14 protein-coding genes are annotated in these 15241 nt (G+C 61.9%); 6 read left to right on the top strand and 8 right to left on the bottom strand.

Going from position 1 to position 15241, the window contains the following annotated elements:
* The first annotated feature begins 33 nt into the window (after nucleotides 1–33).
* Nucleotides 34–1041: an asparaginase gene (locus LY631_RS09090; RefSeq protein WP_274424937.1), complete on the top strand. Its 1008-nt coding sequence runs from the start codon at nucleotides 34–36 to the stop codon at nucleotides 1039–1041.
* On the opposite strand, the gene LY631_RS09085 is transcribed toward LY631_RS09090, so the two are convergent.
* The 4 genes from LY631_RS09085 to LY631_RS09070 all read right to left on the bottom strand — a co-directional run bounded on the left by LY631_RS09085 (nucleotide 1038) and on the right by LY631_RS09070 (nucleotide 6773).
* Nucleotides 1038–2027, bottom strand: coding sequence for a magnesium transporter CorA family protein (locus tag LY631_RS09085; protein WP_274424936.1), 990 nt, complete (start codon nucleotides 2025–2027; stop codon nucleotides 1038–1040). The two genes, LY631_RS09090 and LY631_RS09085, sit on opposite strands and share 4 nt — an antisense overlap.
* A 235-nt stretch (nucleotides 2028–2262) precedes the next feature.
* On the bottom strand, nucleotides 2263–4389 hold the full coding sequence (gene scpA, locus LY631_RS09080; protein ID WP_274424935.1) for a methylmalonyl-CoA mutase: 2127 nt from the start codon (nucleotides 4387–4389) through the stop codon (nucleotides 2263–2265).
* Entirely contained in the window at nucleotides 4386–5825 is a 1440-nt protein-coding gene (locus tag LY631_RS09075) for a methylmalonyl-CoA mutase family protein (protein ID WP_274424934.1), read from the bottom strand. Before LY631_RS09075 ends, scpA begins: the two co-directional genes overlap by 4 nt.
* A gap of 201 nt (nucleotides 5826–6026) precedes the next feature.
* Complete coding sequence (locus LY631_RS09070) at nucleotides 6027–6773, bottom strand: L,D-transpeptidase (protein WP_274424933.1); 747 nt, start codon at nucleotides 6771–6773, stop codon at nucleotides 6027–6029.
* Between the two features lie 418 nt (nucleotides 6774–7191).
* On the opposite strand from LY631_RS09070, the gene LY631_RS09065 reads away from it, so the two are divergent.
* The 4 genes from LY631_RS09065 to LY631_RS09050 all read left to right on the top strand — a co-directional run bounded on the left by LY631_RS09065 (nucleotide 7192) and on the right by LY631_RS09050 (nucleotide 10394).
* Complete coding sequence (locus LY631_RS09065; RefSeq protein WP_274424932.1) at nucleotides 7192–8070, top strand: branched-chain amino acid aminotransferase; 879 nt, start codon at nucleotides 7192–7194, stop codon at nucleotides 8068–8070.
* A 99-nt stretch (nucleotides 8071–8169) separates the two neighbouring features.
* Nucleotides 8170–8772, top strand: coding sequence for a superoxide dismutase (locus tag LY631_RS09060; RefSeq protein WP_274424931.1), 603 nt, complete (start codon nucleotides 8170–8172; stop codon nucleotides 8770–8772).
* A gap of 246 nt (nucleotides 8773–9018) precedes the next feature.
* Complete coding sequence (locus LY631_RS09055) at nucleotides 9019–9468, top strand: c-type cytochrome (protein ID WP_274424930.1); 450 nt, start codon at nucleotides 9019–9021, stop codon at nucleotides 9466–9468.
* Nucleotides 9469–9482: 14 nt separating this feature from the next.
* Nucleotides 9483–10394 (top strand): c-type cytochrome, encoded by a 912-nt coding sequence (locus LY631_RS09050; RefSeq protein ID WP_274424929.1) that lies wholly within the window; start codon nucleotides 9483–9485, stop codon nucleotides 10392–10394.
* Nucleotides 10395–10490: 96 nt separating this feature from the next.
* Here LY631_RS09050 and LY631_RS09045 read toward each other — a convergent pair whose 3' ends face one another.
* Nucleotides 10491–11078 carry a class I SAM-dependent methyltransferase gene (locus LY631_RS09045; protein ID WP_274424928.1) on the bottom strand — a complete coding sequence of 196 codons (588 nt, stop codon included), beginning with the start codon at nucleotides 11076–11078 and terminating at the stop codon, nucleotides 10491–10493.
* 29 nt (nucleotides 11079–11107) lie between these two features.
* Nucleotides 11108–11866 (bottom strand): SDR family oxidoreductase, encoded by a 759-nt coding sequence (locus tag LY631_RS09040; protein WP_274424927.1) that lies wholly within the window; start codon nucleotides 11864–11866, stop codon nucleotides 11108–11110.
* 72 nt (nucleotides 11867–11938) lie between these two features.
* On the opposite strand from LY631_RS09040, the gene LY631_RS09035 reads away from it, so the two are divergent.
* Nucleotides 11939–12601 carry a TetR/AcrR family transcriptional regulator gene (locus LY631_RS09035; protein WP_274424926.1) on the top strand — a complete coding sequence of 221 codons (663 nt, stop codon included), beginning with the start codon at nucleotides 11939–11941 and terminating at the stop codon, nucleotides 12599–12601.
* Nucleotides 12602–12643: 42 nt separating this feature from the next.
* Here the strand turns inward: LY631_RS09035 and LY631_RS09030 are convergent, their stop codons facing one another.
* Complete coding sequence (locus tag LY631_RS09030) at nucleotides 12644–13015, bottom strand: VOC family protein (protein WP_274424924.1); 372 nt, start codon at nucleotides 13013–13015, stop codon at nucleotides 12644–12646.
* A 64-nt stretch (nucleotides 13016–13079) separates the two neighbouring features.
* Nucleotides 13080–15176: a S9 family peptidase gene (locus LY631_RS09025; protein WP_274424923.1), complete on the bottom strand. Its 2097-nt coding sequence runs from the start codon at nucleotides 15174–15176 to the stop codon at nucleotides 13080–13082.
* Between the last annotated feature and the right edge of the window lie 65 nt (nucleotides 15177–15241).

Raw genomic sequence — 15241 nt, 5'->3', positions numbered from 1 at the left:
GCAGCTATAACGTACAGCAAAGATGGTGAGACAATGGCAAACCCTGTTCTTGTGGAAGCGTTCCGTGGCGGCGTTGTAGAAAGCCGGCACCGCGGGGCAGTCGCGGTGGTGGACGGCGACGGCAAGTTCGTGCTCGAGATCGGCGACGTGGAGCGGCCAGTTTTCCCCCGCTCGGCAGTGAAGGCGGTTCAAGCCCTGCCGCTCGTGGAAAGCGGCGCGGCCGATGCTTATCGCTTCGGCAACCGGCAACTTGCGCTTGCCTGCGCTTCCCATTCGGGTGAACCGGCGCACACGGAGACCGCGCGCGCGATGCTGAATTGCGCCGGCTTTGATGAGAACGCCTATGAATGCGGCGTGCACTGGCCCAAGCACCACGAAACCTATCTTGCGCTCGCACGCAGTGGCGGCGCACCCTCACAACTGCACAACAATTGCTCCGGAAAGCATGCCGGATTCCTGTGCACCTGCGCACACGCGGGCATCGATCACCAGGGCTATGTGGCCCATGGCCACCCGCTTCAGGAGATGATCCGAGAGGCGCTGGTAGACGTGACGGGCGCGGCCCACGCGACGGACACCTGCGGCACGGACGGTTGCTCGATCCCGACCTACGCCGTACCCCTGAAGAATCTCGCAACCGGCTTTGCCCGCATGGCCACGGGCAACGGACTTTCGCCGGAGCGGGCCAGGGCCGCCCAGCGCCTTTTTGCCGCCTGCATGGCTGAGCCATTCTTCGTCGCTGGCACGGATCGCGCTGACACGGTCATGATTGAAGCGGGAAAGGGGCGTCTCTTCACCAAGACAGGGGCGGAGGGCGTCTTTTGTGCTGCGATCCCGGAGCTCGGGCTCGGCATCGCGTTAAAATGCGACGACGGCGCGACGCGGGCTGCCGAGGTAATGATCGCTTCCACGGCTGCCAGGCTGCTGAAAGCCGATGATCCGTTGCGCGGCCAGCTTGCCGCGATGGCACGGCCGGTACAGAAGAACTGGCGCGGTATCGAGGTGGGCGGATTGCGACCGGCGGGGGATTTGGCGGGTTAGAGCCACCCCTTTCTGCGGAAGTAGTAGAGCGGGAGGGCGGCAGAGAGGAACATCAGCAAAAGCGCCAGCGGATACCCCCAGCGCTCGTCCAACTCCGGCATGAAGTCGAAGTTCATCCCGTATATGGAGGCGATCAGCGTCGGAGGCATGAAGCCGACCGCCGCCACCGAGAAGACTTTGATGATCGCGCTCTGCTCGACCGAAATGAGTCCGACGATAGTGTCGAGCAGGAAGGTGATCTTGTTTGAGAGGAAATCGACGTAGTTTTCCAACGAGTTTGCGTCGCGTTCGAGTGCCTTGATCCTCGTGCGCAGATCCTGCTGCTTTTCCGTGCCCATGATGGTGGTGGCATAGGCAACGAAACGCCGGATACCGGACAGGCTTTCTCGGGCCTTGGAAAGAAAAGTGCCCTGCCGACCGATGCGGGTCAGCATGCGGCGAAATTCCTTCGTGCTCATGGGGCGTGAATTCACTGGCCGGTGGTATATTCTGTCCGAGGCCGTATCGATGTCCTCGGTCACGTTCTCCAGGAGGTCGGCCAAGCGATCGGTAACCGCCTCAATGAGGCCGATCATCACCGTCTTGCCGTTGGAATTCTTTCCAAGCAGTCTGTTCCCCGGCTTCGTCGCGCGGTTGATATAGAATGAAAACGCCTTTGGATCGGAGTGGCGCACCGTGACGAGACGCCCGCCCGTGATCACAAAAGAGACCGGCGCGACCGTCCTGTGTTCGTCGTCAACGGTGTGAAGGATAGGAACGGTCAGATATTGCACGCCCGCTTCGGAATAGAAGCGGCTCGTCTCCTCGATTTCCACCATGTCTTCGCTGGTGGGAATGTCCGCGCCCGTCCAGGTCTCGACGGCCCTGTCCTCGTCCTCGCTCGGGTTGAAAAGATCGATCCATAAGGCATTGTCGGGCAATGCTTCGCCTGGCTGAACCTCGACCGCCAGGAGATAATCGTCCTCGATACAAAAGACCTGGATCATGGTGTTGCCCTTGTTTGGGGGTGCCGGCGTCCTTCATGCCCCCTCTGTCCTGCCGGACATCTCCACACGGGGAGATCGGCCGTCGCGACGACCTTCACCAATCGTAAACGTTGCAGAATAGATACCGGGGCAAGCGGCCGGCGCAATCTCTCAATATGTGGAGGAGATGTCCGGCAGAACAAAGGGGGGCGCAAAGAGGCGGCGCTATCTCCGGTCATCGAAGATGCCGCCATTGTCAGTCCCGTTCAAGCAGCGTGTCGACCAACCGCCCCGCCGCTTCCGGGATGACGGTACCGGGCGGGAAGATTTCCGCTATGCCCGCCGCGTGCACGGCCTCGAAGTCGTCCGGCGGGATCACCCCGCCGGCCACGATGAGCACATCCTCGCGGCCGCGCTTTGCGAGCGCTTCCTTCAATTCCGGAATAAGCGTCAGATGGCCAGCCGCGAGCGAGGAAACGCCGATGATGTGGACATCTTTCTCGCCGGCCAGCTTTGCCACCTCTTCGGGGGACTGGAACATCGCGCCCACCGTCACCTCGAACCCGAGATCGCCCAAGGCCGAGGCGATCACCTTCTGGCCGCGGTCATGCCCGTCCTGGCCGAGCTTCGCTACGAGAACGCGCGGCGGTCCTCCCGTTTTCTCGCGAAAAGCGTTGATCTTCTGCTCCGCGCGGGCAACCGCCGGGCTATCACCCATTTCCTTGCGGTAGACGCCGGAGATGGTGCGGATCTTCGCAACGTGCCGGCCGAAGACGTTTTCCAGCGCCTGGGTGATCTCGCCCACCGTGGCATGGGCGCGGGCAGCTTTGACAGCGAGTTCCAGGAGATTCTGACCTTCTTCGGCCGCCTTCGTCAAATCGGAGAGCGCGCGTTCCACCGCGCCGACATCGCGCGTGCCTTTAAGCTGCTGCAGCTTAGAGAGCTGGCGCGCACGGACCTCGGAGTTCTCGATCTTGAGAACGTCGACCGGGCGGTCCTCGTCGGGGCGAAACTGGTTGACCCCGATCACCGGCTGCTCACCGGAATCGATGCGCGCCTGCGTGCGTGCGGCGGCCTCCTCGATGCGCAGCTTTGGAATGCCCTTTTCGATCGCCTGAGCCATGCCGCCCAGCTTTTCCACTTCCTCGATGTGGGAGAGAGCACGGGCGGCAAGATCATGCGTCAGGCGCTCGACAAAGGCTGAGCCGCCCCAGGGATCGATGATGCCTGTCGTGCCGGATTCCTCCTGCAGTACGATTTGCGTATTACGCGCGATGCGGGCCGAATGATCGGTGGGCAAGGCCAGTGCTTCGTCAAACGCGTTGGTATGAAGCGATTGCGTATGGCCCTGGGTAGCCGCCATCGCCTCGAGCATCGTGCGGATGATGTTGTTGTACGGGTCTTGCGCAGTCAGCGACCAGCCGGAGGTCTGGCAGTGAGCGCGAAGGGCCAGGGAGCGCTGGTCCTTTGGATCAAAGTTCCGCTTCACAAGTGCGGCCCAGACGAGCCGCGCCGCCCGCAGCTTGGCTACCTCCATGAAGAAGTCCATGCCGACGCCCCAGAAGAAGGAGAGGCGAGGAGCGAAACGGTCGATATCGAGACCGGCCGCGATACCCGCGCGCGCATATTCGATGCCGTCGGCAATCGTGTAGGCAAGCTCCAGGTCGGCCGTCGCGCCGGCCTCCTGCATGTGATAGCCGGAGATCGAGATGGAGTTGAACTTCGGCATATGCTCCGCCGTATAGGCGAAGATATCCGAAATGATCCGCATGGAGGGCTTGGGCGGATAGATATAGGTGTTGCGGACCATGAACTCCTTCAGGATGTCGTTCTGAATGGTCCCGGCAAGGTCCTTCTGCTGAACGCCCTGCTCCTCGGCCGCCACGATGTAGAGCGCCATGATCGGCAGCACAGCGCCGTTCATGGTCATCGATACGGTCATCTCGTCGAGCGGGATGCCGTCGAAGAGCTGGCGCATGTCGAGGATGGAATCGATCGCCACGCCCGCCATCCCGACATCGCCCGCCACACGCGGATGATCGCTATCATAGCCACGATGCGTAGCCAGATCGAAGGCAATGGAAAGGCCTTTCTGACCATTGGCGAGGTTGCGCCGATAGAAGGCGTTGGATTCCTCTGCCGTCGAGAACCCCGCATACTGGCGGATGGTCCATGGCCGCTGCGCATACATGGTGGGGTAGGGGCCTCGGATAAAAGGCGGGAGGCCCGGATAGGTGTCGAGATAAGGCAGACCCTTCAGGTCGGCTTCGCCATAGGCGCGGCGGACGGCAATTCCTTCGGGCGTCTCTCTCGAGTCCTGGGGCGGCTCGTTGCCCGTCCCGGCCGGCGGCGACCAGGTGAGACCCGAAAAATCCGGAATCATTCGGTCTCTCCGAGACCCTCGTCAATGCGCGAGGCGGCAAGGCGCTCGCACGATACCACGCCATCCGTGGGCAATGGTTGCCTGGTGGCCTTGAGCGTGGTCACGGCCGGCTCTTTCTCCATTTCGTAGAGCGTTGTGCCGACAATGTTGTGCGCGCCTTCGCGATAGGAGGAAAGCCGCGCGGCGCGGGCCTCCGCAACGCGCTTCTGGATATTCCCGGCCGCCAGGCTGCGCAGAACGCCGCCTTCGGCCTCGATCTTGCGGAACTCGTCCCAGGCTTTCTCGCACAACCCGTTGGTGAGCGTCTCGACGCTGCCCGATCCAACTGCCGGATCGGTCGCGAAATCGAGATGGCTTTCGCCGGCCAGGATGAGCTGGGTATTACGCGCCAGCCTGCGGGCAAAACCATCCGGCAGGCCATGACCGATGCTATGCGGCACCACGGAAATCGAGTCGGCCCCGCCCACGGCGGCGGCGAAGGTGGCAATGGTGTTGCGCAGGATGTTGGTTTCGGGATCGCGCGCCGTCATCATGCGGTAGGAAGTCTCGGCATGGATGGCCACAGGAACGGGCTTTATTTCGCAGGCTTCCAGCATGCGCGCCCAGAGCTTCCTCAGCGCCCGGATCTTGGCCATGGAGAGGAACTGGTTCTGATCGACGCTGACCGAGAAACCGATATGCGGCACAGCATAGATGAGGGGCTGCCGCGCTTCCTCGAACATTCTGAGATGAGCGATGGCCGAGGCGAGCATGATGCCGAGCTCCTGCGCCTCGCTCGCGCCGGCATTGTGGAAGACACGCCCATCCGCCTCAAGAAGGATGCCCGGCAGCGACATGGCGAAGAAACCGGCCAGCGATTGCGGCATGGAGGCTTCCAGCGCTTCGATGGACATGCGCATGCGCCCCGTCCCGGCAAAGAGCGAGGCGGGATCGATGCCGAAGGAGAGGCTGAGCTTCTCCGGATCGGCGCGCTTGACCTGCAGCACATGGACGAGCCAGTCCACGGATGCACGGCTTTGCGGATGAACATCGATACGCAGATGAATGTTCTCGAACGACAGATCCGCAAGCGCCGCTTCCAGGCTTTCCTGGGTTGCCGTAAGCCCGTAGCCGAACGCATTGGGCGCACCGGCGAAGATCAGCGATAGCCCCGTCGCTCCCTGCTCCAGGTCTATCTTTGCCTGGGCATTGGCACGCCTCGGATCTGGATCATCCATCCGCTGCATGATCTTCCAGGAGGAATGCGGATCGAGGCGCGCCAGAGGGGCGGCGTCCGGACTCCGCTCGTGCAATGGTTCGATCGGCAGGCCGTCATCCGTATGGCGCACCAGGGATTCGTAATCGGTGTCCTTGCCGATGGATTTGGCAACGAACTCCAGCCACCGTCGACGATCGACGGCGGTAAATTCTGTATCCCTGAGGATCGAGCGATCCATCGTCCCTCCCTGCCGGAGCCTGGCTGCAGTCAGTCGATTTTAGGATGACCTGCCGCTCGCCGCAATGCATCCTTCGGATGCTTTTGCCGGGGACGGTAAGTCGGTGGCAGGATTATGGCAAGGCGGCTCTGACCGGTCTGGCCGGTAGTGTTGCATACGCAACACGCTTTCCGGCAGTCGTGAGAGGAAGATTGCCAGGACCTATACCGTAATTTCGAGGCCGCTTGTCACGAGAATCGGAGATCCCACCGGAACGCGTCCGTAAAGATCGATTGCATCCTGGTTCAGCATGCGCACGCAGCCTGAAGAGACGGACTTGCCGATGGTCCACCATTCCGGCGAGCCGTGCACGCGATAAAGCGTGTCCTTGCCATCTTCATATATGTAGAGCGCGCGGGCGCCGAGCGGATTCATAATGCCGCCCTCCATGCCGCCGCGCCATTCGCCCGAAGCCTTGTCGTACTCGGGCCGGTATTTCTCCAGGTCCGGCTCCCGATCGATCATTTCGGCGGGTGGATACCATTTCGGCCAAGCCTGCTTGCGTGCGATCTCCGCACGTCCGGACCACTCGAACCCGGCCCGGCCGAGCCCGACGCCGTAACGCATGGCACGGCCGCCTTCCCGCACAAGGTAGAGGAAATGCTGGGAGGTATCCACGACGATGGTGCCGGGGGTTTCCCCGGTGGGGTCGGAAACCTCCTGCCGCAGGAATTGCGGGTCGATGCTTTCGATCGGGACCGCCGGAATTTCATGGCCGTCATCGACCATTGCGGCATACATTTCCCGGTTGCTTCCCGGCGGTATCACCGGCTCCGGCTCGACAAATGCGTTCGGGCGCGGCTCGGAGGGCACGCTCACACATGCCGACAGCGAGACCGTGGCCGCACCAGCGGCTGCAGCCAGGAAAGCACGGCGCGAAAGGGAGGACACGGCTTCATTCTCGGACATGGGAAGACTTCACTCTCATAAACAACGTAATGCCTGTCAAAGCAGCAGGCCGGGTGGTTGGTTCCAGATTGCTGGCTGGGACCCCGGGACTGTTCCAGAACCAAGATGGAGAAACCAAGGCAGCTTGTGCTATCCCATGACGCGCCATCTCTCCTATGACCTTTCTGCAACACTCGGAGGCAACATCGTTATCAACAGCTCGCGATGCCGGTAGGTTCAGAGATACTCGAAATACGCGAAACGCCCGAAAGGAGATGTGAAACGGGCGCAGGATTCTTTCGCGGTAGTTATCGCTTGATGAAGCCGGTCGCCCGCATTTGCGTTGCATTCTGGACCGACGCATCCTGGAAACGTGGCGATTGACGGCTTCGCGCAAAGCGTTATGCCTGTAATAAGCAATCGAGAGGCATGGCGAGACATGACGAAACTTCCCGAGGCGCAGTCCGCGACGTGGACCTATATCGATGGCGACTGGCATGAGGGCAATGTGCCCATTGCCGGCCCTCGCACGCACGCCATGTGGTTGGGCTCTTCCGTTTTCGATGGCGCACGCTGGTTCGAGGGTGTGGCGCCGGATCTGGACCGCCATGCCGAACGCGTGAATGCCTCGGCCCGGGCCTTAGGCCTCAATGCGACCATGCCCGCGGAAGAAATCGTTTCGCTGACCTGGGAGGGCTTGAAGAAATTCGACGGCAACACCGCCGTCTATATCCGGCCCATGTATTGGGCCGAGCATGGCGGCTATATGAGCGTGCCGGCGGACCCGGACTCGACGCGCTTCTGCCTCTGTCTTCACGAGGCGCCGATGATAGCACCCTCGGGCTTCTCGGTCGGTGTGTCGCGCTTCCGCCGTCCGAGCTTCGAGACCATGCCGACGAACGCCAAGTCCGGCTGTCTCTATCCCAACAATGGCCGGGCTATTCTCGATGCCAAGGCGCGCGGCTTTGACAACGCGCTGGTGCTCGACATGCTCGGCAATGTGGCCGAGACGGGGACGTCCAATGTCTTCGTGGTCAAGGATGGCCAGATATTCACCCCCGCGCCGAACGGCACGTTTCTCTCCGGCATCACGCGTGCCCGCGTAATGACCCTCCTGGGTGGCGCCGGAATGCCGGTGATTGAAAGGACGCTGAGCGTTCAGGACTTCATGGAGGCTGACGAGATATTCTCCACAGGAAATCATTCCAAGGTTGTGCCGGTGATCGGCATAGAAGACCGCCAGCTCCAGCCCGGCCCTGTAGCCAAAAAGGCGCGGACACTCTATTGGGAGTGGGCGCATTCGACCCCCGCCGGCTAACTTTTTAATCGAAGATACCGGCGAGGGGAGTTGCCAAAGCAGAGGGGCTACCCCATCTGCGCATCGTAGATATTCAACATCGTTACGAGGGAGACCGAAATGGCCTTTGAACTGCCGGACCTGCCCTACGACTACGAGGCTCTGCAGCCCTATATGTCGCGGGAAACGCTGGAATATCACCACGACAAGCACCACAAGACCTATGTCGACACCGGCAACAAGCTGGCAGCCGAGGCCGGCATGGACAACCTCTCGCTCGAAGAGGTCGTCAAGCAGTCCTTCGGTAAGAACCAGACCCTCTTCAACAATGCGGGTCAGCATTACAATCACCGTCATTTCTGGAACTGGATGAAGAAGGACGGCGGCGGCACCAGCCTGCCCGGTGCGCTGCAGAAGGCTTTCGACAGCGATCTCGGCGGCTACGACAAGTTCCGCGCCGACTTCATCAATGCCGGTGTCACGCAGTTCGGCTCCGGCTGGGCCTGGGTCGCCGTCAAGAACGGCAAGCTGGAGATCATGAAGACGCCAAACGGCGAGAACCCGCTCGTTCACGGCGGCACGCCGATCCTCGGCGTCGATGTGTGGGAGCATTCCTATTACATCGACTACCGCAACGCGCGGCCGAAATATCTGGAGGCGTTCGTGGACAACCTCATCAACTGGGACTACGTCCTCGAGTGCTACGAGAAGGCGACGGGCTAAGCGCCTTTTGCGACTCCACTTTCGAGAACCCGGCCGCGTGCCGGGTTTTCTGTTTTTGGAGGGGGTGCGCTGCCGGAGCGGTGACGAAGCGCGTTGGCGCTGCCGGGAAATGTCTCCCCGTGCGAGCGCCTCAGCGCCAAAAGAGGGGCCGACTCACAAAACCGTGATTGGAAAAGCCCTGATTGTTAAATATCGGCAACGAGTGAGCCGCTATGGTAGCGCATCATAAGAGAGGGAGCCCTTTATATGAAAAGACTCGCGATTTCCGTTTCCGCGTTGCTTTTTACAATGGTTGGTGTGGCAGCCGCCGACGATCCGATTGTCGTGCGCCAGTCACTGATGCAGGCGGCCGCCGCCTCCGCGGCCACCTCGGCCGGCATGATGAAGGGCGAGATCGAATACAACCCGACCGTCGCCAAGGCGGCCATCGCCACGCTCTACGGCGTTTCGCAGGCTTATGGCGATTACTTCCCCGAAGGCACTCAGGAAGGCGATTCGGATGCCTCGCCGCGTATCTGGGAGGACATGGAAGGCTTCCAGCAGGCGATTGCCGATTTCCAAACTGATACGGCGGCTGCTGTCCAAGCGGCCGGCGAGGACGGCCCGGCAGACCTGGCCGCCTTCCAGCAAGCGATCCAGCCGGTGCTCTCGAACTGTAAGGACTGCCACGAAGATTTCCGCATCCAGGATAACTGATCGGCCGGAGCTTCATGCTGCGCAAATCGCTCTACGTTATCGTCGCGCTGGTTGTGGCGGCGGGTGCGGCCTTCTGGCTTCTGACGCAGCCCGAGCGGCTGGACGGCTCGGCGCTCGCCGCGGCAGGGCCCGGAGATCCGGACCGTGGCGAGCGCGTTTTCTGGGCCGGTGGATGCGCATCCTGTCACGCCCGCCCGGACGCCGAGGACGATGCACTTTTGGAGCTGGCCGGCGGCCGCGCGCTGGAAACCGACTTCGGCACCTTCATCGCGCCCAACATCTCGCCGGACCCCGAGCACGGCATCGGTGACTGGAGCGAAGCGGACTTCGCCAATGCCATGATGCGCGGCGTCTCACCGGAAGGCGAGCATTACTATCCGGCTTTTCCGTATTCTTCTTACGCGCGAATGGACGAGCAGGACGTGGCGGATCTCTTCGTCTATTTGAACGCACTGCCGCCGGTGGCCGAGGCCGCGCCGGCGAACGAGCTTTCTTTCCCCTACAATATTCGCCGCGGGATCGGCCTGTGGAAGCTGCTTTACATGCACGATCAGCCGGTTGTCGACCTGCCGGCCGACGCGCCGGAAGAGGTGCTGCGCGGGCGCTATCTGGTCGAAGGTCCGGGGCATTGCGGCGAATGCCACACGCCGCGCAATTTCATGGGCGGCCAGAATTTCGACCGGTGGCTGGCCGGTGCGCCGATGATGGAAGGGGAGGGCAGTGCCCCCGACATCACGCCGAGTGAGGATGGTCTGGGTTCCTGGTCGGCGGGCGACATCGCCTATTACCTCGAAAGCGGCTTCACGCCGGACTTCGATGTGGTCGGCGGCGCCATGGCGGACGTGCAGCGGAACATGGCGCGCCTTCCGGATGAGGATCGTCGGGCGATCGCTGCCTATCTGAAGGCGATACCGGCGGCGAATTAGGGCTGTGGGGGCATCGGCGTCGAATGCATGTCGCCGCAGATCTGGGTTGCCGCCGGAGTAAAACAGCGCTGATTGGCGGTTTCTCGCGCCGGCTAGCTACAAAGCGACGAATGCCAGCTGCTGGACGCGGCGGGGCGCGCGCCGATAAACATAGACAACGGCTGGCGGTAGGTTGAACCACACCCGGTTTGTGCGGGTGTAGGTCAGACCCAGGCTTGTGACGATGTTCTGCCGCACCGGCGATGCCGGGCCGTATGTGAACTGGATGTAGACCCCGTCCTCACCGAGTTGGGAAAAGACTGCTGACAGGATCTCCTGCTGCTGGCCGGCGGTCATCGACAAAAGCGGTAGGCCGGACACGACCGCATCGATCGGTTCGGGTCCGGCAAGGGCGAGCTTGTGTGCCGGTTCGTTGAAGACGGTAGCAGCGGGATAGGTATTGCGCAGCCATTGGCTGAAATACGGATTGATCTCGAAGAGGCTGAGGTCTTTCGGCTGAATGCCGACTTCGATGATCTCGCGCGTGACATTGCCGGTTCCAGGGCCGAGTTCGGCCACCCGCCGGGCCGAAGAGGGGATCTGCATCGCCATCGCCCGGCACAAATGGCGGGAGGAGGGTGCAAGCGCGGACACTTCGCGCGGCCTACGCAGAAGCTGGGCAGAGAAGGTGGTGAGCTTGGGCATCGGATATTCCTGCGTTGGCGTATACCGGGTCAGCGATCACGCATGATGCGATAGGCGAGGCTGGGCGAGAGGCGGTGGACGAGGCGCAAGAGCTTGGTTTTCTCGATCCAGATTTCTTCCAGTCCACGCTCGACGCCGGCGATCACGTCCCTGGCGGCCTCAGCCGGCGGGTATTTGCGCACGGGCGCAGGGCGCGAGAGGGTCGTGTCGACCAGTGTCATGACGGCCTCGCACACACGAACGGACAGGCCTGCTGCGCGGCACTGATCGCGCAGCGAACGTGTGAAGCTGCGTAGAGCTGCTTTGGTGGCACAGTAGACCGCAGCATCCCGCTTGGGCGCGATGGCAAGGCCGGAGGTGACATTGACGATCACTGCAGAGGAATGGGCGCGCAGCACCGGCAGCATCGCGACAGCAAGCTGCAGCGGAGCGGTCGTGTTGATGGCCACTTCGGTGCCGATAGCCTCAAGCCGGTCCAGGCTATCCTCGGTCAAGTCGAGATGATGCATGACCGCCGCGTTGTTGATGAGCACGCTGCAATCCGAATGCTGGTCATGCATCCATGCGGTCAACGCCGGGACCGCCTCGGGCTGAGATAAATCGGCCTGCCGTGTCGCAACGGCCTGCCCGAGCTCTTCTGCGAGTGCGGCGAGCGTCTCCGCATCGCGCCCGACCGCCACGACGCTCGCTCCCTTCGCAACCAGCTGGCGCGACAGCTCAAGACCGATGCCGCGCGCGCCGCCCGTCACGAGGACCTTCTTGCCGCGAAATTCAAAACTATCGCGCATATGCGCTCCGCTTGACCGTTTCTTTGGTGCAAACGATAATGCGAATAATTACTCATATTCTACTCGCATCCGATGATGATGACAAAGCCGAGACTGAATCCGCGAAAAACACCGCGACAGAGCCGCAGCCAGGCGACTTACGTAGCGGTTCTGGAGGGGGCTGCTCGCATTTTGGAGACGGAGGGCGGTCACAGGTTGACCACCAATCACGTCGCTGAACGGGCAGGCGTGTCGGTCGGAACGCTTTACCAGTACTTTCCCGGCAAGGAGGCGATCCTTGCCGAACTGATCCGCCAGATGCGGCAGGACATGCTCACCGACTTCGAGGAAGCGGCACGGGAGGCGAAGGGTAAGGATCTCGCCTTTGCCCTCGATGCGCTGATCGCCGCCAGTCTGCGGCACCACCTGCGCCGGCCGGCGCTAGCGCAGGCCTTGGAGCGAGTGGAATCCGAACTGCAGCTCAATGACGAGATCCATGCGCTCAAGGCGCGCATGCGCGAACTGATCGTAGAGGTGTTGAGGGAACGGCGCATCATGGAACCGGAGCGTACGGCCTTCGACTTGATGGCACTGTCGCGCGGTATTTCCGACGCCGCGATCCAGTCCGACCAGCGAGACTTTGATGACCTCCAGCAACGTCTGTCGCGCGCAATACGGGGTTATCTGGGCCTTGCGGTGACCCCACTTGTCGCAGCGCCGGTGAAAACTTCAACTGAGATCGCCGGTTGCCGGTAGGTCACGCGCGGTTCGCAACGCTGGGTGCGGCCAATCCGCCGCCTACTGCCAACTGCTTTGATCGGTTGGTTCCCAAAGTTCAATCGGGTTGCCTTCGGGATCATGGATCCTCGCAAAGCGGCCTACATAGGAATTCCATTCGTCACTCGTCTCTACCGCGACTCCGGCTGCCTGCAAATTTCCGATCAGACCATCAAGGTCGTCGACGCGGAAATTAAGCATCCATTTTTGATCCTGTGACCCCAGGTAATCAGAAGATACTGGATAAGGTGCAATTATGGTCGGGCCACGTTCTTGTTGCCAGACACCCTTGCTCATCTCGGTCACGCCAAGATGCGTTTCGTACCACTGCGCCAAAGCCTGCGGATCCGCCGCCCTGAAAAATAGCCCTCCAATACCAACTGCCTTTGCCATCATCTCTCCCAAGTACGCTCGCGAACTCCCAGATTGCCGACGCGTGCTGCACCTCATGAGTGCCCTAGTCCCTTATCCCCACCATCTTCAACATGAACGCATAGCTCAGCGCCTTCTCCTCCAGGCTCGCGAAGCGGCCGGAGGCGCCGGCGTGGCCGGCGTCGAGGTTGGTTTTCATCAGGATCGGTCCGTCGCCCGTATTGTGATCGCGGATGCGCGCGACCCACTTGGCGGGCTCCCAGTAGGTCACGCGCGGGTCCGTCAGGCCGGCAAGCGCCAGGATGGCCGGGTAGGACTGGTCGCGCACATTTTCGTAGGGCGAATAGGCGGCGATGGTGTCGTAGTCTTCCTTGCTGGCGATGGGATTGCCCCATTCCGGCCACTCCGGTGGGGTGAGGGGCAGCGTGTCGTCCAGCATCGTGTTGAGCACATCGACGAAGGGAACGGCCGCGACGATGGCGCGGAAATCCTGCGGCGCCATGTTGGCAATGGCGCCCATCAGCATGCCCCCCGCCGAGCCGCCTTCGGCCACCAGCCGGTCGTGGCTCGTATAGCCTTCCGCCACCAGATGTCGCGCGCAGGCGATGAAATCGGTGAAGGTGTTCTCTTTTTTGTCGCGCTTGCCATCCTCGTACCAGGCAAACCCCTTGTCTTTTCCGCCGCGAATATGGGCGATGGCGAAGACGAAGCCGCGATCGACCAGCGATAACGGGTTGGTGCGGAAGGAGGCCGGCATCGTGATGCCGTAGGAGCCGTAGCCATGGAGCAGGCACGGCGCGGAGCCGTCGAGCTTCAGGTCGCGGCGATGGACAAGTGAGATCGGCACCAGTTCGCCGTCGGGCGCGGGCGCCATCAGCCGGCGCGTGACATAGTCCTCCGGATTGTGGCCGGAAGGAACCTCCTGCGTCTTGAGGAGAGTGCGCTCGCGCGTGCGCATATTGTAGTCGAATTCCTGCGCCGGCGTCGTCATGGATGAATAGACGAAACGGAAGGTCTCCGTATCGTATTCCAGCGCGCCGATGAGCCCCAGCGAATAAGCTTCCTCATCCAAGGCGATCGTGTGCTCCTCGCCGCTTGTCCGCTCGCGCACGACGATACGCGGCAACCCGTCCTTCCGCTCCAGCCGAACGAGGTAGTCCTTGAAGGCGAGCACCGAGAGGATTAGCCGGCCCGGTTCGTGCGGCACCAGTTCGCGCCAGTTCTCCCGCTGCGGCGCTTCGGCCGGAGCGGTCATGATCTTGAAGTCCTTGGCGTCGTCGGCGTTGGTCAGAATGAAGAACTCCTGCCCGCCCGGCTCCAGATCGTAGATGACGCCCGTTTCGCGCGCCGCGACAAGGACGGGCTCCGCACTACCGGCGCCGCCGGCGGGCAGCACGCGGTACTCACTCGTCTCGTGGTCGTGGATGTCGATGAAAATCCAGTCGTTCAGCCGGCTACCGGAGACATTCATGAAGAAACCCGGATCCGACTCTTCGTAGACGAGCCGATCCCCTTGAGCATCCATGCCGATCTCGTGAAAGCAGATCTTGGACGGACGGTGGTTATCGTCCAGCCGGGCATAGTAGAACCCGCTGCCATCGGCGTTGAAGGTGCCGGAGCCGCCCGTGTTTTCCACCCGGTCGTCTAGGTCGCGCTTGTCGGAAAGCCCGCGCACCCGCAGTGTGTAGAACTCGGAGCCCTTGTCGTCCACGCTCCAAAGAAGGCGCGTATGGTCCGGGGAATGATCAGCCGAGCCGATCTGGAAGTAAGCCTTGCCTTCGGCTTCCGTGTCGCCGTCCAGCAGGACATCTTCATCACCGCCCTCGCGCGGGGTCCGGAAGAAGCGCGGATGCTCGCCACCTTTCCGGAAGGCGGTGCCATAGGCGAACGGCCCGTCCGGCATCGGCACGGAGCTGTCGTCCTCCTTGATGCGCCCCTTCATCTCGGAAAAAAGCCGTTCCTGAAGCGCTTTCGTGTCCTCCAAAAGCTGCTCCTGATAGGCGTTCTCGGCCTCCAGATGGGCCCGAATATCCGCCGCCAGTTTGGAAGGATCCTTCAGCACCTCCTGCCAGTTGTCCGCCCGCAGCCAGGCATAGTCGTCCGTCCGGGTGATCCCGTGCCGGGTGTCCTCGGCGGGGCGCTTTTCTGCTTTCGGCGCTGTGGGGGAGGCGGCCTGCGACATGGGAAGGATACTCCTGAAAAATCGAGTTGCTGGGCGGTATTAATACTTGACCGCCGGCGCGGTGC

The sequence above is a fragment of the Chelativorans sp. YIM 93263 genome (assembly GCF_028767125.1).
In the GTDB taxonomy this organism is placed as follows: Bacteria; Pseudomonadota; Alphaproteobacteria; order Rhizobiales; family Rhizobiaceae; genus Chelativorans.
Note: the sequence above shows the minus strand (reverse complement) of the source record. Positions and strands in the feature narration are given on the sequence as shown.